Raw genomic sequence first — 19134 nt, 5'->3', positions numbered from 1 at the left:
GTCTACTCTCTGTAGACCGGCGGGACCCGAAGGGAATCCGCCGGTTCTGGCGCCGTTCCCGAAGGTCGTGTTGGGGCGTAGCCAAGCGGTAAGGCAGCGGATTTTGATTCCGCCATTCGGAGGTTCGATCCCTCCCGCCCCAGCCAGCCAGTGTGCCGTTTAGTAATGGACTCTAGGAATGGCAGAAAAGCCCGCCAACAGCGGGCTTTTGCGCACTAGCAGTAGTCTCCAGACTCTCGTTCCGCCGTTTTCGGCGGCCAAACTACCGAAAGTCTCCGGCCAATTCTGCGAATATTCCCGTTTTCGGGAGACTGTAGCTGGAGACTTTGTTCGATCGCGACTGCCGCCCGAGGCTCGCAGTGTCATGTGGGTGATCGTCGCAACAGAACCAACGTCGCAACAGGCAGTCAGTCAGGAAGACTTTAGGGAGGGGATTAGGGCATTTTAGCGAGGGGCATGAACCCTACGAAGTACCACGCCGTCGTGACGCCTATCAGAATGCCGAGGTACGCCGCCCGTGCGGAGTTTGAATTTGGCCCACATGCGCAGTCCGTTGACAGTCGCGATGAAAATTCGTGGCGGCGATTGAAGGTTTTGAGGCGTCAAATAAATCGAGTGATCGGCATCGGCGCCGGTCCGGGATCATGGCGGATGAGTCCGCTTTGCGTGACAGCGCACCTTCGAGCAACCCGCCGACCTCGCCTTGGGGCTATTTCAGACTCATGCGTCGCAGCAAGAAACGCTCTCGAGTCTACGCAGGCAAGTGGTCGAGGGCCCTTGTCGGCTATTCCAGGATTTTCAGCGAGCCGCTTCCGAAGCCGGAGACGTCATTCCCCTGATCACAGGTTAGTGCAAAGCCTCCGGCCGGGCTGACACTGTTCGCCGAAGGCGTGCATCAATGGACCTGACGAACTTCTTCATCTGGCTCTCGCTCGTTTGGGTCGCGGTGGTCTCCGGCGCGTTTCTGTTCGTTCTGGTCGCGCCCTAGCATCACCGGCCTCGGCACGTTCGTCGCGAGCAGGCGCTCGATGTCGGCGCGGTCGCGGCCGGTGAGACGATGGACCTTGCCGAGGCGCGCGCGGGCGACGCGCCAGAAGTGGTCCCGCTCGGTGGGATCGTTCAGCCGGTCCTCGACCACGGAGGCAATGCGGCAGACGATCTTGAGCTGCGCTTGGCCGTCGAGCAGAACGCGCTCCAGCAGGATGGCGTCTTGAACCCATGGCGCGGGTTCCTTGAGATAGCGCGATGCGAGGCGACGGCGATTCCAAGCGATCTCGAATCCCGGCATGATCGACTCTCCCTGTCGATGATACCCCAGCCGGTACGGCAAATGATCACAGCGTCGTTAATATTCTCTTTAGGACTATTAGCGCTCGCGTTTTGGACGCAGTTCATTCGTGGTGAAGGCATAGCAAGAGCACTGGATCAAGCCGAACTCGCCCGTCTGGGCCCTACGTAGCCGCGCGCTTCTCGCTTCAATCGCCACCATCGGGTCGGGACGCCATCGGCTGACGCTGTACCGCTGCATTCGCGAGAGTAGCATTCCCGACCCTGACACTTGAGAACGGCGCGGATACGAGCGAGGAGGATGACAGCCCCAACGATAGCGACCACCCGCATGGATTCCCGGGTCCTACAGGCCGCGGACGACCCGCGGGGACCGGCGCGACCGCAGCTATTCAAGATATTTGCGGCGAGAAAATCCACGGTTGCAGATGAGAAGGGCGGTGCGTCCTACTTAATGTCCGCTATGCTCCGATAGCGACCAAGCTCCGCAGCGCAGCGAAATGGCGTGGCGGGCCAGGGGCGGAACTGGCGCCCCTGAGAATCTAGCATCTTTTCTTATTGCTCTGGCGGCACTTCACGGCTTACGTTTGCCAATAGAGGTATGCTGAGGATGCCGATCCGGGGAGGGCGGGCGGCGAAATCAACGGTGCCGGCCCACGCCGACTGCGTCGGATTGCTCGCCCCTTATTCCTGACCATTGGCACGCTCGTGCCTTTAGTGAGTGACCGCGGCCGCCAAGCGACGCCGCGAGGAGCCTTGGTTCCGGACGTCAACGAGGTGATGATCATGAAACAATCCAAACACACGCGTCGTGCCTTCAGTATTGCCGCTGTCGCTGGCGTGGCGGCCTTGGCGGGTGCAGGCGGCATCGTCGCCGTGCAGGCCCAGCAGAAGGTCGTGAAGGTCGGCGTGACCCTGCCGCTGACGGGCGCCGATGCTGACGATGCGTCGAAGATCCAGCACGGCTTTCAGATTGCGATCGACGAAGCCAATGCCAAGGGTGGCGTAGCCGGCTACAAGATCGAGATCGTGACCTACGACAGCGGAACTGCGACTGCCGGCCAGTATGATCCGGCCCAGGCCGCAACCAACACCAAGAAGCTGATCTCCGATCCGCAGGTCGTCGCCAATCTCGGCCCGCAAATGAGCGGCGAAGGCAAGGCGATGACGCCGATCCTGAGCGAAGCCGATCTCGCCACCATCACGCCGAGCTCGACCAATCCTGATATCACGAACCCGAAGATGGCCGGCCAATTCAGGCCGAAGGGCAAGCCAATCTATTTCCGCACCGTCACGACGGACGCCTTCCAAGGCCCGAACATGGCGAACTTCTATTCCCAAACCTTGAAGGTGAAGTCGGTCTATGTGCTCGACGATGCGGGCGCATACGGGGTCGGCATCGCCGACGCCTTCCAAAAACAGGCCGAGAAGAACGGGATCAAGATCGTCGGCCGCGACCAGCTCAACCCGAAGGAGGCCGATTACACGACGATCCTCACCAAAATCAAAGGCCTCAATCCCGACGCGCTCTATTACGGCGGCGTCGCGCAAGCCGGTGTCAAGCTCGCCAAGCAAGCCTATGACGTCATCCCGAAGATGCCGAAGGGCGGCGGCGATGGCATCCAAGGCGGCAGCTTCTTCACCGGCGTCGGCTGGCCGGCGGTCGAGGGCTGGTATTCGACCAATGCGGGTCCGCATATGACCGATGATCCGGCCGCGGCTGCTTTCGTGAAGACCTTCACCGAGAGGTATAAGCAGCAGCCGACCGACTATTCGATCACGGCATATGACGGGGCGCTGGTGGTGATCGACGCTATCAAGCGGGTCGTTGTGAGCGGCAAGGAAGTGAACCGCACGAATGTGCGCGATGCCATGCAGGCCTCGAACCTCAAGACCCTGCAAGGCATGATCTCCTTCGACGAAAACGGTGACATCAAGGACCGCACCGTCAGCGTCTTCCAGTACAAGCGCGACAGTAAAGTTCCCGCGGACGACTACCAACATCAGCAGATCTACGTCGGAACGGCGCCCCAGTCCTGATCAGTGCTGACCCTGCAACACTGAGGCGGGAGCCGGAGAGTGAATTCCTGGGAAATCCTGCTTCAGCAGGTGATAAACGGAGTGAGCCTGGGCGCGATGTATTCGCTTCTCGCGCTTGGGTTCACGATGGTCTACGGGATCATCGAACTCATCAACTTTGCGCACTTCAACGTTTTCATGGTGGGCTCCTTCATCGCCCTTTGGGTGATGCATGCTCTTGGCTTTTTCGGCCAGAGCGAGGTGCTTTACGGCCTGCCCCTGGTCGGCGTGCTCCTCTTCGTGCTCATCGTGACGATGTTGGGCACAGGCGTGCTGGGCGCGGTGATTGAGCGCTTTGGCTTGCGGGCCCTGCGCAACGTATCGGGCACTGCGCCGATGATCACCACCATCGGCATCTCCTACATCCTTTATAACCTCATCTTGCTCGGGGTCAGCGCCGAGACGATCAACTACGCGAACCCCATGCCTCCGGTGCGCTGGGAGATCGGTGGAGTCGTGCTGCGCCTGCGCGAGGTGCTGCTCTGGACGGTGTCGATCCTCCTGATGCTCGCCCTGCATTATTTCGTGCGGCGCACCAAGATGGGCAAAGCCATGCAGGCGACTGCCCAGGATCAGGAAGCGGCCCGCATGATGGGCGTCGACGTGGACCGAGTGGTGCTCATCACCTTCTTCCTCGGCTCGGCGCTGGCGGGTGCCGCGGGCTTCATCTTCGGTCTGTACTATAATTATACTAATTTCGCGATTGGCTACACGGCGGGCTTGCGGGCCTTCACCGCGGCCGTGCTCGGCGGCATCGGCAGTCTGCCGGGCGCCATGCTGGGCGGCGTGCTGATCGGCCTCATCGAATCGCTCGGGGGGCAGTATCTCGAGGTGCGATGGACCGATGTGATCATTTTCTCGATCTTGGTACTGGTCCTGGTCTTCCGTCCGACCGGTTTGCTCGGACGCGCGGCTCCCACGAAATCCTAGAAGTGGTCCTCCATGGCCCAACCGCAACTTCAACAATCGGACGCGGCCCCGGGGATTGACCAAAGCGGAGCTTCCTCGGGCTTCCGGGAATGGACGCAAGGGAGGAGGGGCCGCCGGGCTTTCCTCGTCGCCATCCTCGCTTTCGGCCTCTGCTTTCCCTTCATCTTCCCCAATGAAGGCATCATCGACGCCGCCGCGAACGCGCTCGCTTTCGCGATCCTGGCACTCGGCCTCAATATCGTGGTCGGCTTCGCTGGCCTCCTCGATCTCGGCTATGCCGCTTTCTTCGCCATCGGCGCCTATGCCTACGGCATCTTCTCCTCTTACCAGGTGCAGCCGGAATGGTGGGGTTTCTGGGAGCCGTTCCAGTGGCTCGGCTTAGTCCAGCATATCGAGGACGCGGGCGGCCCAGGCACGGTACATTTCACCGTGTCCTTCTGGTTGATGCTTCCGATCTCGGCGATCATCGCGGCGCTCTTCGGCGTGCTGTTCGGCGCGCCGACCTTGCGCCTCAAGGGCGATTACCTCGCCATCGTAACCTTGGGGTTCGGCGAGATCGTGCCGATCGTGGCGCGCAATACGCCCTATCTGACGAATGGCGCCATGGGCCTGAACGGTGTCTCTTCGCCGTCGCTGTTCGGCTATAGTTTCGGGGTCAAGTCGACCCCGTTCTTCTATCTCGGGCTCGCTCTGGCGGCGCTCCTGATCTTCGTAAGCATTCGCCTCAAGGATTCGCGCATCGGACGCGCCTGGCTCGCCATCCGCGAGGACGAGATCGCGGCGGAAGCCATGGGCGTCAACCGCGTGAAGCTCAAGCTCCTAGCCTTCGCGACGGGCGCCGGCTTCGCGGGCGCCACGGGCACGTTCTACGTCGCGAAGTTGCAGACCGCGACGCCTGAGATGTTCATGTTTCCGGTCTCGGTCATGCTGCTCGTCATGATCGTGCTCGGCGGAACGGGAAGCGTCGCCGGCGTCGTGCTGGGCGCGCTCCTCTTGCAACTCCTGCAATCCTGGTTCCTCCAGGATCTAACGCAGTGGATCCACGCCTTCGGTCATTTCACGGGAATCGAGTTCTTCCAGAGACTCGATCTCGTGCAATCGATCGAGCTCATCTTCGGCGTCATCCTCGTGCTCATGATGCGCTTCAGGCGCCAAGGCCTCATTCCCGAGCGGGCGGCGGTATCGGCGCTCTCCCATGCGCAGCAGACGGCGGTGCCGACGCGCGGCGCAATTCAGAACGCGCTTGCGCCGTTGCACCGCAGGGCGATCGACCCGAACACGCCGCTCCTCGAGGTCAGGGGCCTCTGGAAATCCTTCGGCGGCATTCAGGCCGTCAGAGGCATCGATCTCGATGTGATGCCGGGAACGATCGTCGGCATCATTGGCCCGAACGGTTCCGGCAAAACGACCTTTTTCAACCTCATCACGGGCTTGACTCCGCCCAATGGCGGCAAGGTTCTACTCGCCGGAGAGGATGTGACGGGGCTGCCGCCCCATCTCATCGTCGAGCGCGGCATCGCGCGCACTTTCCAGAATTTGCGCCTCTTCGCCAACATGTCGCTGATGGAGAATGCGCTCGTCGGCACGCATACGCGCACCTCGACGGGCGCCATCGGCGCCGTGCTGCGCACGTCGCATGTGCGGCGCGAGGAGGAGGCCTCGCGTGCCCGCGTCATCGAGGTCATCTCGATCTTCGGCAATCGCCTGATGCCGCGCATCCAGCATCTCGCGAAGACGCTGTCCTATGCCAATCGCCGCAGGCTCGAGATCGCGCGCGCACTCGTTTCGGAGCCCGTCCTGCTGCTCCTCGATGAGCCGACGGCGGGCATGAACCCGACCGAGACGCTCGAGCTCACCGATCAGATCCGGCATCTGCGCGATCGCGGCGTCACCGTGCTCATGATCGAGCACAAGCTCGCCGTCGTGAACGAGATCGCCGACAAAGTCATCGTGCTTGATTACGGCCAGAAGATCGCCGAGGGCACGCCCAGGGAAGTCCACTCGAACAAGGACGTTCTGCGTGCCTATCTCGGACGCTCAACAGACGAAATCGCAAAGGCTGCCGCCGCTTCTTGAGTTCAACAACGTCAATACCTACTACGGCGAACTTCACGTGCTCAAAGGCGTGAATTACCGGGTGGGTGAAGGCGAGATCGTGTGTCTGCTCGGAGGCAACGCCTCGGGGAAATCCACCACGATGAAAACGATCTTCGGCATCGTGAAGCCGAAGAGCGGCACCGTGACCTATGGCGGCGCCATAATCAACAATCTCCCGACCGCCGAACGCGTCAAACGCGGCATTGCGCCGGTCCCGGAGGCGCGGCGCCTGTTCCCGCGCATGACAGTCCTCGAGAACCTCGAAATGGGCGCCTTCACACGCTCGGACCCCAAGGGGATCGAAGCCGACAAGGAGCGCGTCTTCGAGCTCTTCCCGCGCATCAAGGAGCGGCTGACGCAGCTCGCCGGCACGCTTTCGGGCGGCGAGCAGCAAATGGTCGCCATGGCTCGCGCGCTCATGGCCCGCCCCAGGCTTCTCTGCATGGACGAGCCTTCCATGGGGCTCTCGCCGGCCTTCGTCGATCAGGTCTTCGACATCATCCAGGCGATCAACAAACAGGGCACCGCCATCTTCATGGTCGAGCAAAACGCCAATATGGCACTCTCGATCGCCCATTACGGCTACGTGATCCAAACCGGCGAGGTGGTGCTGCAAGGTTCCGCGAAAGATCTGCGTGACAACGAGATGGTGCAGCAAGCCTATCTCGGGGAGATGAAGACGCAATAGGAAGCGAAGGTCGGCGCGTCGGCTGGAATGGCCGGAGAGCAATGAGAAGGCAGAAAACACGCCGGCGGGAAAGCAAATCTATCGTAGAAGTCCCGGTGTATATGAATAACCCAAACCAGAAGGTCCTTTGCACCGAGAGCTGCTATTGTTGAGCGGTCTTGCGTCTAGGGGATGACGATTGTGTCTCCAGCAGAACTATCGAGCAGCGAGGCTGCACGACTGCGGGCCTTCGAATGCCAACTTGCCGCGATCATCACAGACGAAAGTAATCGCGAAGCTTTTCCATCTGCGATGAAACCGGCCCTGCAGGCTATTGTCGAGTAGCGGCGTGGTGCACTGCATGAGTCTGCTTCTGGCCCTGACCGGACATGCGCCCCTCCTTTGGGCGCTACAATAAATCGGTGCGCGTGGTAGACTTTCTGTCCTGTCGGTGAGGACGGACAGCGTCAAGTCCGAAGAGGGCCGCGATGCAGCAAATTGCTGAATGGCTCGAAAAGCTCGGCATGGCCGAGTACGCGGAGAGGTTTGCCGAGAACGACATTGATATGGCCGTTCTCCCCGACTTGACCGATCAACATCTCAAAGACCTTGGCGTTTCGCTGGGCCACCGGTTGAAAATGCGGCGTGCGATCCGCGATCTCAGCAACGTCTCGGCTGCCGTAACGGCACCTTCTGCACTCTTGGATATCGAGCCAACTCGGCGAGACGACGCCGAGCGTCGCCAACTGACAGTGATGTTCACCGACCTCGTTGGCTCGACCGCGCTCTCGACCACGCTCGACCCAGAGGATCTGCGTTCGGTAATCGGCGCCTATCATAGGTGCGTCGCGGAAACGGTCGCCCGGTTCGACGGCTTCGTGGCCAGGTACATGGGCGATGGGGTGCTCATCTATTTCGGCTATCCCCACGCCCATGAGGATGATGCCGAGCGTGCCGTCCGGGCGGGACTGGCGATCATCGAGGCGATCGGCAAGCTGGGTATCCAGAAGCCGCTCCGGGCGCGTATTGGGATCGCGACGGGCTTGGTCGTGGTCGGCGATCTCGTTGGTGCCGGCGAGGCGCAGGAGCGCGGGGTGGTGGGCGAGACGCCGAACCTGGCGGCTCGTCTGCAGGGGATCGCTGAGCCGAACACCGTTGTCATTGCCGAAGGCACGCGAAGGCTCCTCGGCAACCTCTTCGAGCTGCGCGACCTGGAGCCAGGGGAGCTCAAGGGGTTCGCCGGGCCAGTGAAAGCTTTCCGCGCGCTGCAGGCAAGTTCTATCGAGAGCCGCTTTGAGGCGATGCACCCCGGCGGGCTGACTGCACTGGTGGGACGAGAAGAAGAACTTGGACTGCTATTGAGGCGCTGGTCGCAAGCAAAAAGGGGCAAAGGTCAGGTGGTGATGCTATCCGGCGAGGCCGGGATAGGCAAATCCAGGCTCTCAACCGCGCTAATGGAGGGGATTGCAGCCGAACCTCACACGCGGTTACGTTACTTCTGCTCGCCGCAACACACGAACAGTGCATTTTATCCAATCATTGGGCAGCTTGAAACTGCCGCCGGATTTGCAGTCGGGGACACACCGCAAACAAAGCTCGAAAAGCTCGGTGCCCTGCTGGCACAGACCAGGACGTCCCCGCAAGACGCGGCGCTTTTGGCCGAGATGCTGTCACTTCCCAACAACGGACGCTACCCCGCTCTGGAGCTTGCTCCCGGACAGCGGCGTCAGAAAATGCTGGAAGCACACGGCATTCAGCTGGAAACCCTGGCGCGCTCCAGCCCCGTGCTGATGATCGTCGAGGATGCGCACTGGGGCGATCCCACGAGCCTGGAAGCCTTCGGTCGCACGCTAGACCTGATCGCAACGGTTCCCGTTCTCATGATCGTGACGTTCCGGCCGGAGTTCGAGGCGCCCTGGATCGGGCGGCCGCACGTGACCGCCATGACGATCAATCGGCTGACGAAACGCCAAGTCGGCGCCATGATCGACGGCGTAGTCGGCAACACGCTGCTGCCCGCGGGCATCAGGCAGGACATCATCGAACGTACCGATGGCATCCCCCTGTTCGTGGAGGAGATGACGAAGGCAGTGCTGGAGGCGGAGGGCCAGAGCGCGGTCGAACGCACGATTGCCGTCGTTCCGTCCCCGGCCTTGGCGGTCCCCGCAAGTTTGCACGCCTCATTGATGGCGCGGCTCGACCGGCTCGGCCCTGCCAAAGAAGTGGCACAGATTGGCGCGGCGATCGGTCGGGAGTTTTCGCATGCTCTCCTGGTGGCGGTGGTGCGCATGCCAGAGGCGGAACTGGGGTCGGCGCTAGACCGTCTCATACAGACTGGTTTGCTTTTCAGGTTGGACTTGCCGCCGAATGCGACTTATGTATTCAAGCATGCCTTGGTGCGGGACGCGTCCTATGGCACGTTGCTGCGCGAGCCCCGCCGCGCGCTTCACGCGCGCATTGCCGAAGCAGTTGAAAGCCAATTCGCCGAGACAGCCGAGAGCCAACTGGAGTTGCTGGCACATCACTGCACTGAGGCCGGGCTGATCGAGAAGGCGGCGGCCTTATGGGGCAAGGCGGGACAGCGGTCGCTAGCGCGTTCAGCGCTAGTAGAGGCGACGGTTCAGCTAATCCGCGCTCTTTCACAGATTGCGACGCTGCCGGGCACACCAGCGCTGCGTCGCGACCAGATCAACCTGCAGGTCGCGCTCGTGAATGCTTTGATGCACACCAAGGGCCACGCGGCCCCTGAGACTATCGCATCTCTCGATCGAGCCCGCGCCTTCATCGAGCAAGTGGAGTCACTCGGAGAGTCCCCTGAAGACCCGTTGCTCCTGTTTTCAGTCCTCTATGGGTTCTGGGTCGCGAACTATATCGGGTTCAACAGCGACGCTCTCCTCGACTTTGCGACAGAGTGCTTGGCGCTTGCCGAGAAGCGGGGAACGATGGTTCCACTCATGCTTGGGCATCGTCTTATGGGTACGTCTCTGATGTGTACGGGGGCCCTTGCGGAAAGTCGGGCACATTACGATCAGGCGATCGCGATCTACGATCCCGCCGAACATCGCGCGCTGGCGGCTCGATTTGGCCAGGACATCAGGGTCGCAGCCCTATCCTATCGGTCCTGGGCTCTGTGGCTTCTTGGCTTCCCCGAGGCTGCACGCAGAGACGCTGAACAGGCGCTCAAGGAAGCGCGCGAGATCGGCCAAGCGGCCACGTTGATGTATGCCCTGTTCCATACATCCTTTACCCATATCTGCTGCGGAAACTATGCGGCAGCAAGCGCCGAAGCTGATGAACTTGTGCCCCTGGCAGACGAAAGAGGTTCCTTGTTTTGGGGGTCACTCGGAACGCTGGCCCAAGGTAGCGTCTTGGCCCTCACTGGGAAGGTCTCAGACGCCGTCCATGTGATCACCTCGGGTATCATCGCGCGTCGGTCAACGGCGGCAACAGCGCTAGAGCCATTCTGGTTATCGTACCTGGCAGGCGCTCATGCTGAACTCGACAACTTCGATGATGCACTGTCCTGCATTCACGAAGCCATGATCAAGGCAGAAACAACCAAGGAAAGTTGGTTTGAGGCCGAAATCAAGCGCATGGCAGGCGAAATCGCGCTATCGTTGCCCGATCCTGACGCAACGAAAGCGGAAGAATATTTCGAACACGCGCTGGCGGTCGCTCGTCAGCAGCAAGCAAAGTCCTGGGAATTGCGTGCGGCTGTGAGCATGGCGCGGCTGTGGTACGATCAGGGCAAACGACAGCAGGCCCACGATCTTCTTGCCCCGGTCTATGGTTGGTTCACCGAGGGTTTCGACACCCGCGACCTGAAGGAGGCGAAGGCCCTGCTGGATGAGCTCAGGCAGCGAGAGTGCTTATAGCGGCAAAGGAGCAAAGAGAGGTCGGCTCTTGGCCCGTCGCGCCAGCGCTGCAGAATTTTGTCGCGACCGGGGCATAGCGGACGTCGATAAATACGCTCTCCTGCTGTTAACGTCGCGGCCGTTCCTTTAAGACGAATTTGAAGCCAATGGCGCGGATCCCGGCCACGGTAAGCAGAGATTGAATGCGGTCAGGTCCTGTTTTTTCATCCAGTCTCAGGGGTAACTGTCAGAGCGCTTTGGGGCATTGTGACCCTGCATTGGAGTAGGTAGATTCCTATTCAGGGGTGCGGGAGCGATCCCGTGACCTGCGACGAAAATGAGTTGCACTCTCGGAAGGGCCGTCGTCTTCCGCACTCTCACTTCATTGCGAAATGGCCGATCTCCATGGTCAGGAAGATGGCGAAGAACGGCACCTACTATCACGAGCCGCCCTACACCGAAGAAGAGGAGGACGAGTTCTACCGGCGCGTCGGCGGCGCCAGTTGCTCACGATCGCTCACCGTCCCGCTTCAACGCCGCAGCCCCACCCGCAAAAATCGCCGTCACCGAGGGACCAATGACTGTTTACGACCCTGACGTTCCGAAGACTGCCGAAGAGATCGAGCTGGAAGACACAATCGCCGATCTGGCCTATCGCTTGAAGCACGCGCGCGAGGGCAGCGCCGAATACAAGTTTATCGAGCGTCAGCTCACCGGCGTCTTCCATGGCAGCGAGCTTGGCGGCCTCATCATCGAAGAGTATGAGATGCGCGCGGAGCTGGCGGTGCCTCGCCGCCGCTAACGGCTGCCGGACCGGTCGGCCAGACACCCCATCACGCCCGGCGCAACAGTAAGCACACGCTCCGCCTAGCGTCGCGGGGGGAGGACCCGGGGGCATTAGTCGGGATTGAAGCGACCAAGGTACCGGTACCGGTTACTATGGCACGTCTTCTACATCATTTTCCGCGAGGCACTTGAGTACGAGGGCGTGTACTCAGTAAGCGCTTGGCCGACTGATGTCCGCTCAACCCCCAACAGCGGCGGAAGAGCGGACATTGCCCGAGGTCGCAGAAGGGCCATAATCGGACGTAAGCAGGTGCAGCAAGAAACTCCCGAACAGGCACGCCCAACTACTCAATGACCTCGCGCAACTCCACGTCACGTGAATGCTAGTCCGGTCTCAGTCCGCAACTCTGAGGACCACCTTGCCTTCGGTGTTACCTTTCTCGACATACTCGTGGGCTGAACTGACGTCGTGGAAGTCAAACACCTTGCTGATCTTCGGCTTGACCTTGCCGGCATCGATCAAGCTACCTATCTCGCGGAGCTCTTCCCCGTTCTCCTGAACGGTAAAACGCGCAGCGCGCACGCCGAATTCGCGCGTGCTCTCCTGGAACGGCTCCATCATCGTTGAAACGAGGATGCCGCCTTTTTTCAGCACGGGCCAGGAACGCTTCCGCGTCTCGCCGCCGATCAGGTCGAATACGACGTCGACCTCGCACACCACGTCTTCAAACTTCTGCTTCTTGTAATCGACTACGACGTCCGCGCCGATTTCCCTGACGAACGCGAAATGCCTCTCCGAAACGGTCGTAATCACGTGAGCACCCTTCGCTTTCGCCAACTGGATGGCCAAGTGGCCGACGCCGCCTGATCCGCCGTGGATCAAGACGTGCTGCCCTGCCTTCAGTTCTCCATATCTGAACAGCCCCTGCGAGGCGGTCAGCCCTGCCAACGGCACTCCTGCGGCGGTGAGATGGTCGATTGATCTTGGCTTCGGGGCACCCTCGTTGGCTTTGACGATGACATGCTCGGCATAGGCTCCGCGATCGATGCCCAGCATCGCATAGATTTGGTCGCCCTTCCGGTGTCCGGTTGTTTCCGCGCCACAAGCCTCCACGACGCCTGATACGTCGCGGCCGAGCACGTAGGGCAGCATGTCGGATTTGACCGCGGGATATCGGCCTTCGCGGATCTTCCAATCGACCGGGTTGATGCTCGCCGCCTTCACCCTCAGCAGTATTTCGTTCGGCCCTGGCGCGGGGACCGGAAGCCTTCGGAACTTCATGACCTCACGCGCGCCGAACGTGTCGATCCTGACGACATCCATCATGGTCATGAGACACTCCTGGATATGCTTCAATTCAACAGCGCCCGGGCCTGCTCATTACCGGACAGCATCATCCAGCATGTTGGCCGCCGAGATCGACGCAACGATCTGACTGGTGGTCACGACTGCACTCGCGTAATTCGGGATATTGATGTCCAGGGCAGCATGCATCATCTCGTCCGTGTAGTCCGCCGTCGCATCCCGAACGACGGTGACGTCATAGCCGAGCTCGGCGGCGAAGCGCACAGTCGCTTCGATGCAGGTATGCGCGATGAGCCCGACGACGATCAGCTTATGGATGCCGTGTTTCTTGAGCTGCAAGTCCAGGTCGGTGTTGGCGAAGCCGCTGGAACACCAGTGTTCCTGCGCGACAATCTCACCTGGCGCCGGCACGAACTCGGCGCGAAATTCGCCACCCCATGTGCCGTTTTCGAACGCTTTGTGCTGCCACGTGGCGCGTTGAATCGGCGCAATGTAGGTCCATGTCTCGTAGTCGCCCGCACGATATCGATGATGCATCACGTAGAAGACGCGAAGCTTCGCCGCGCGCGCGGCATTCAGGACCTTCAGCATGTTGGGGACGCAGCCGTTTGCTTCAGCCACAGCCTTGATGCGGGGCCAGATCTTGCCTCCCTCGGAAATGAAGTCGTTGTAGGGATCGACCACCAGGAGGGCGCTGATGCTCTTGTCATATGTCGGGGTCGTCATGACGTTGTCTCCTCAGTGGCCGGCTGCTGCGCGCTGGCGGACCGGCTCGTCCACGACCGCGCAGCGCACCCCATGAAGTTTCACCACCATTCCGGCAGTCTCTTCTTTCCATCGCGCAAGGGAGGGCCCTTTCAGATGGGCTTCGAATGCCGCGGCATCCCGATACATTTCGTAGACGCGAACTGTCGTATCCTCGTCTTTCGCCAGCAGGACTTCGAATTGCAGCGTGCCCGGCTCATCTTTCAGGCGTGCCTTGTGCGCCAGCAGCAAAGTGACGACCTGATTTCTCTGCCCCGGGACAACCTCGATGGTGACGACATTCGCAAATTTGGACATGACAGCTCTCCTCAATGATGGGCGTTTACGTGATGATCTATCGTCCCGTGACTGCGATCACGGCTTCCTTGACCTTCGCGACGGCATAGTGGGCCGCGAGGTCGAGCTCGATATGGGGAATGTTGGGCAGCTCGTCGGCCGCGACGACGCAATCGATGATCGCGGGCCCGTCGACTGCAAGTGCTTCGGCGATCGCGCCATGCAACTCGTCCGGATGCCTTGCCCTGAATCCATGGCCCCCGCAGGCGCGGGCGAGCGCGACAAAATCCGGATTCGGAAATTCGATCGCCTCCCGAAAAGCCGGCAGACCTACGCCCTCGGCCTCCAGGAAAATGAGGCCAAGGCCGGAATTATTGTAGACGATAACCTTCACCGGCAGCTTGTGGTGCACGGCCGTCAGGAACTCGCACATCAGCATGTTGAAACCACCATCGCCGCAAAGGGCGATGACCTGGCGTGAGCGATCCAGCACCTGGATGCCGTTTGCCTGACCAAGCGCGGTTCCGACACCGCAATTGTTGAACGAACCCAGGATCCGCTGCGATCCAGTCTGCCGAATCCAGTTGCCGGACCAGAGTGTGTTGAGACCTGTATCGATGAGGAATACCGCATCGCGTTTGGCAGCATCGCTGACCGCGCGTGCGACCGCCTGCGGATGGATGCGGTCGCGGCTGCGCTTCGGGTCCGCTTGCTCGTCCAGCATCGCATCCCACTTGCGACGCTCGCTAGTCACACGCTCGAGAAATTTTTTGTCGCGCTTGGCGGCGAGCTGGTCGAGCAGCAGCTTCACGGTCGGTCGCACTGACCCAACAACGCCGAATGCGGTCGGAGCCCGGCGTCCGAGCACGGCGGCCCTCTCGTCGACTTGAATGACAGCACCCTTTTGCGGCATAAATTCCGAATACGGGTAGTCCGTACCGAGCATCAGAAGCAAGTCGCAATGCATGATCGCGTTGTAGACCGCTTTCGTGCCAATCATGCCGATGCCGCCCATCCAGCGAAGGTCGTCAAAAGGCATGATATCCTTGCCTTTGACCGAATGGATCAGGGGAGCGTTGAGCCGATCCGAGAGTGCCCGAAGCTCGTTAGCGGCGCCGTGGCATCCGCTGCCGCACATGATGACAATATTCTCGGCCGCATCCATTTGGCGCGCAATTGCAGTGACGTCTGTTGCGCTAGCAGCAAACTCGGACAACGGCCTCAACGTGGCGACGCTCGTAACGCTGCCATCAGCTTTGGCTGCAATCACGTCTTGCGGCAGCGTCAGATGCGCGACGCCGCGGCCCGCATAGGCAGCCGAGATCGCCTGATGAATCACTGCCGGCGCCTGTGCTGGCGAGGAAACGGTTTCGCTATAGAGGCAGACGTCGCGGAAAAGCAGATTCGGTTCAGTTGTCTGGACATAGTCGGTTCCGCGCAGTTTGCGCGGCATGTCGCCGGAAAGCGCAAGCACCGGCGCATGGTCGCGCGCCGCTTCATAAAGGCCGGCGACGAGATGCGTGCTGCCAGGACCGGTCGTGCCCGCGCACACGCCCAAGCGACCGGTCAACTTGGCTTGCCCCGCAGCGGCAAGCGCTGCTCCCTCCTCATGGCGGACACCGATCCACTCTATCTTGCTACGGCGAACGGCGTCGCCCAGCGGGTTCAGGGAGTCGCCGATCAGGCCGAAGACCTGCCGAACCCCGATCTGTTCGAGCACACCGACTAGGACGTCCGCTACCATTTGGGCCATCTGCCACTCCTTCGATTGGCTTCGTTCGCCAACCCTATTTACGCGAAGCTGGGAGAAACGCCCGTTATGCGTTGCGAGACCCTGTGAGGTCCCGTGAGGCGGTGTTAGCCGCTGCCAGAGGTGCAACTTGAACAGCGTGAGCGAGCGAACCGGCGCGCGGATGGTTCCCAACCATCAAGGAGTGTGCGCCTGACAATGCCAGGCTCGGTTCCTCTCTTTGATCCGGAACAGGACGTGGTCACGCCACGGGGCGGTGTCAGAAAATGCCCAGCGCTGCCAAGCTTTTAAGAGCCAGATGACTTGAGAGGCCTCCCGTCCTAAATTGGGCCTCAAGGGCCGGCAAGCGTGAAACGCAATGGTTCCGAGGGTGGCGTCAAGCAAAGATGTCCTGTCGTTTGGGCCCTTTCGCCTGGCCCCGAGCGAACGGCTGCTCACCAGAGAAGGCGCTCCCGTTGAATTGGGCGCACGCGCTCTCGACATTCTGATCGCGCTGGTCTCCAGGCCTAACGACGTCATCGGCAAGAATGAGCTACTGTCGCACGTTTGGCCCGACGTCACGGTCGAAGAAAGCAGCCTGCGCTTTCACATGGCGAGCCTGCGCAGGGCGCTCCGCGATGGCAAAGAAGGTGCCCGCTACATCTCGACCTTGGCGGGCCGGGGCTATTGCTTTGTGGCGCCGGTTTCGCGTTCGAGCGACCAGGACTCCGCAGCTGGCGCAGTTGCAGCCAGTTTTCCTTACGCCAACCTGCCGGGCCGTTTATCGCACATGGTCGGACGCGACGAGGACGTTCCGCGCATATCGACTCATCTGATCGATGCCCGCCTGGTCAGCATCGTCGGCATTGGTGGCGTCGGCAAAACCACCGTAGCTATCGCGGTCGGCCACCATCTGCGCGAAGCGTTCAGGGGGGCGATCATGCTCGTCGACCTGAGCATGCTGAGCGATCCTAATCTGGTGGCCACGGCGATCGCTTCGATGCTGGGATTGTCGGTTCACTCGGAGGACGCGACCCCGGCCTTGATCGCTTATCTGCGCACCAAGCGGATGCTGCTTATTCTGGACACTTGCGAGCATCTCATCGACGCCATTGCGGCACTGGCATCGCAGATCTACGCGAAGGCGCCGCAGGTTCACATTTTGGCGACCAGCCGTGAAGTTCTTCAAGTCGAAGGGGAGCATGTCTATCGACTGGATCCGCTCCCCTGTCCGCCCGAAGAATCGGAGGTCATGAGCGCGGCCGCGCAGACATTTCCAGCGCCGCGCCTGTTTATTGAACGGGCGGCAGCGAGTGGCGCTCACCTGGAGTTAAGCGAAGCCGACGTGGCAATTGTTGTGCGCATCTGCCGCAAACTTGACGGTGTGGCGCTCGCGCTCGAGTTGGTCGCCAGGCGCGTCGACGCCTACGGTCTGCAGCAAATCGAATCCCTTCTTGACCAGAGTCTCACGCTGCTTTTGCTGGGACACCGCAGCACGACGCCGCGGCAAAAGACGTTGCAGGCGACGCTCGACTGGAGCTATCAGCTTCTCTCCGAAGTGGAGCGTGTCGTGCTGCGCCGGCTCGCCGTATTCGTCGGGCATTTCAGCCTCGACGCCGCGTTGGCGGTCGTCACCAGCAACGACATCGATCAATCACAGGTTTTGGCGGCCATCGATAGCCTTGCTGGCAAATCGATGATCGCCATCCGTCCGATAGACGCCATGATGCGCTATCGGCTTCTTGACACGACACGCACCTACCTCCTCAACATCGCGATCGACGACACTGAAGCAGCCGGCTTGGCAGGGCGTCACGCGACGTACTATCGACGGTGGCTGGAGCAGTCCGGCAGCGAATGGCCGACATTATCGAGCGGAGTGGAGCGGTTCCCTCACTTTGCCGCGTTGAACAATGTCCGTAAGGCACTTGAATGGTGCTTCGGGCAGGAGGGCGATATTGAAATCGGCATCGGCCTCGCGGCTGCCGCCGCACAGGTATTTCTCGCAATGTCGCTCTTGCCCGAATGTCATCGCTGGTCGGAGCGGGCAATTCTCGCACTCGACGACACGCGCCGCGCGGGTCACGAAGAAATGCATCTTCAGGCGTCGCTTGGAGTGTCGCTAATGTTCACGCGCGGCAACAGTGAAGGGGCACGAGCTGCCTTGGACAGAAGTCGCACAATCGCCGAACAGCGTGATGAAGCACCCTATCAATTGTACCTGATGAACTTGTTGCACCTGTTCCACACTCGCGTCGCGGATTTCAACGGCACTTTACAATATGCAGAGCGCGGCGCTGCCATTGCCAGGAGAATTGGCGGGCCGGCGGCTATGGCGCTGGCTCATTCTCTTCTCGGAAGTTCACTTCTCCATATAGGAGATCTCGCGGGCGCCCGCAGAGAGCTTGAGAAAGCGCGTCTGGGCGGACCGAGTGCTCGTAGGGCCGGTACGGTCTATATCGACTTTGAGCATTACAACTACGCTGATATCAATTTAGCTAGGACACTATGGCTGCAAGGCCAACCAAACCAGGCCTTGGAGCGCGTGCACCAAGGCGTGAAGAACGCAGCATCCATCGGCCATCCAGTAGCGCTTTGCCGAGCTTTGGTCTGGGGGGTGGCGGTCCTCATTCGGGCTGGCGATCTCGAAGGCGCTGATGAGCATGCGAACAGACTTGTCTCTCTTGCCGAACAGCATTCCTTGGAGCCTTATCTGGCCATCGGCCAAGGCCATAGGGGCGCACTGGCGATTCGTCGCGGCAATGCGAGCGAGGGAGTCCGGAGCCTGCAGCGCTCTCTGGAAACGCTCCATTCGGCGCACTACAAGCTGTTTACGACCGAATTCAATATTGCGCTCGCCGAGGGTCTGGCAAAAATCGGAGAGTTCCGCGAGAGCTTGGCGCTGATCAATGAGGCGGTTCTCAGCGTAACGACGAACGGCGACCTTATATACATGCCCGAATTGTTGCGCGTGAAGGGAAACGTGCTTGCTTCCATGCCGGAGCCCAACATCGAGGAAGCAGAAGCGTATTTTACGCAGTCGCTTGAACTGAGCCGCCAGCAAGAAGCTCGCGCATGGGAACTGCGCACCGCCATCGATCTGGCCCGACTGTGGGCCAATCGCGGTAAATCGGAGCACGGTCGAACACTGTTGCAGCCGATCCTCGAGCAATTCGTGGAAGGGCGAGACACCGCAGATCCGATGACAGCTGCGCGTTTGCTGGCGGAGTTGGAGCAGCATCAATAGAAGTGAAGCGCAAGGTCGCCCAGCCTGGCCCAGCTTCGGGTGTGACGACGCGCGGAAAACGCCTCGCGCATCGCGAGAATGTGCGCTTTCGCGCCGGAAGCGGATATGACA

The 19134-nt window shown here is 60.7% G+C and carries 12 protein-coding genes and 1 tRNA gene; 8 read left to right on the top strand and 5 right to left on the bottom strand.

Annotation, left to right across the window (positions count from 1 at the left end; all coding sequences use genetic code 11):
* Positions 1-71: 71 nt before the first annotated feature.
* Positions 72-146 (top strand) — tRNA-Gln (locus Q3C01_RS40135).
* A gap of 749 nt (positions 147-895) precedes the next feature.
* On the opposite strand, the gene Q3C01_RS40130 is transcribed toward Q3C01_RS40135, so the two are convergent.
* On the bottom strand, positions 896-1330 hold the full coding sequence (locus Q3C01_RS40130; protein ID WP_458150858.1) for a hypothetical protein: 435 nt from the start codon (positions 1328-1330) through the stop codon (positions 896-898).
* Between the two features lie 743 nt (positions 1331-2073).
* On the opposite strand from Q3C01_RS40130, the gene Q3C01_RS40125 reads away from it, so the two are divergent.
* The 6 genes from Q3C01_RS40125 (at position 2074) to Q3C01_RS40100 (ending at position 11716) form a co-directional block, all read left to right on the top strand.
* Positions 2074-3327: a branched-chain amino acid ABC transporter substrate-binding protein gene (locus Q3C01_RS40125; RefSeq protein ID WP_458150857.1), complete on the top strand. Its 1254-nt coding sequence runs from the start codon at positions 2074-2076 to the stop codon at positions 3325-3327.
* A gap of 39 nt (positions 3328-3366) precedes the next feature.
* Positions 3367-4296 (top strand): branched-chain amino acid ABC transporter permease, encoded by a 930-nt coding sequence (locus Q3C01_RS40120; RefSeq protein ID WP_458150856.1) that lies wholly within the window; start codon positions 3367-3369, stop codon positions 4294-4296.
* Positions 4297-4308: 12 nt separating this feature from the next.
* Complete coding sequence (locus tag Q3C01_RS40115; protein ID WP_458150855.1) at positions 4309-6372, top strand: branched-chain amino acid ABC transporter ATP-binding protein/permease; 2064 nt, start codon at positions 4309-4311, stop codon at positions 6370-6372.
* Positions 6317-7081: an ABC transporter ATP-binding protein gene (locus Q3C01_RS40110; protein WP_458150854.1), complete on the top strand. Its 765-nt coding sequence runs from the start codon at positions 6317-6319 to the stop codon at positions 7079-7081. Before Q3C01_RS40115 ends, Q3C01_RS40110 begins: the two co-directional genes overlap by 56 nt.
* Positions 7082-7548: 467 nt before the next feature.
* Positions 7549-10935 (top strand): adenylate/guanylate cyclase domain-containing protein, encoded by a 3387-nt coding sequence (locus tag Q3C01_RS40105; protein ID WP_458150853.1) that lies wholly within the window; start codon positions 7549-7551, stop codon positions 10933-10935.
* Positions 10936-11491: 556 nt separating this feature from the next.
* Positions 11492-11716, top strand: coding sequence for a hypothetical protein (locus Q3C01_RS40100; protein ID WP_458150852.1), 225 nt, complete (start codon positions 11492-11494; stop codon positions 11714-11716).
* Positions 11717-12094: 378 nt separating this feature from the next.
* Here the strand turns inward: Q3C01_RS40100 and Q3C01_RS40095 are convergent, their stop codons facing one another.
* From Q3C01_RS40095 to Q3C01_RS40080, 4 genes are read right to left on the bottom strand one after another with little or no spacing between them, the layout of a single operon-like run.
* The gene (locus Q3C01_RS40095; protein WP_458150851.1) at positions 12095-13033 is read right to left on the bottom strand and encodes an NADP-dependent oxidoreductase; all 939 of its coding nucleotides are present in this window, start codon (positions 13031-13033) and stop codon (positions 12095-12097) included.
* Between the two features lie 48 nt (positions 13034-13081).
* Positions 13082-13732 (bottom strand): cysteine hydrolase family protein, encoded by a 651-nt coding sequence (locus Q3C01_RS40090; RefSeq protein ID WP_458150850.1) that lies wholly within the window; start codon positions 13730-13732, stop codon positions 13082-13084.
* A gap of 12 nt (positions 13733-13744) precedes the next feature.
* Positions 13745-14068 carry a putative quinol monooxygenase gene (locus tag Q3C01_RS40085; protein ID WP_458150849.1) on the bottom strand — a complete coding sequence of 108 codons (324 nt, stop codon included), beginning with the start codon at positions 14066-14068 and terminating at the stop codon, positions 13745-13747.
* A gap of 37 nt (positions 14069-14105) precedes the next feature.
* A complete protein-coding gene (locus Q3C01_RS40080) occupies positions 14106-15800 on the bottom strand; it encodes a thiamine pyrophosphate-binding protein (RefSeq protein WP_458150848.1) in 1695 nt (564 codons plus the stop codon).
* Between the two features lie 367 nt (positions 15801-16167).
* Between Q3C01_RS40080 and Q3C01_RS40075 the strand changes: the two genes are divergently transcribed.
* Positions 16168-19023: an ATP-binding protein gene (locus Q3C01_RS40075; RefSeq protein WP_458150847.1), complete on the top strand. Its 2856-nt coding sequence runs from the start codon at positions 16168-16170 to the stop codon at positions 19021-19023.
* Positions 19024-19134: the final 111 nt, after the last annotated feature.

Source organism: Bradyrhizobium sp. UFLA05-109 (assembly GCF_054185165.1).
The sequence above is the reverse complement of the archived record's forward strand: the minus strand, read 5'-3'. Positions and strand labels throughout refer to the sequence as shown.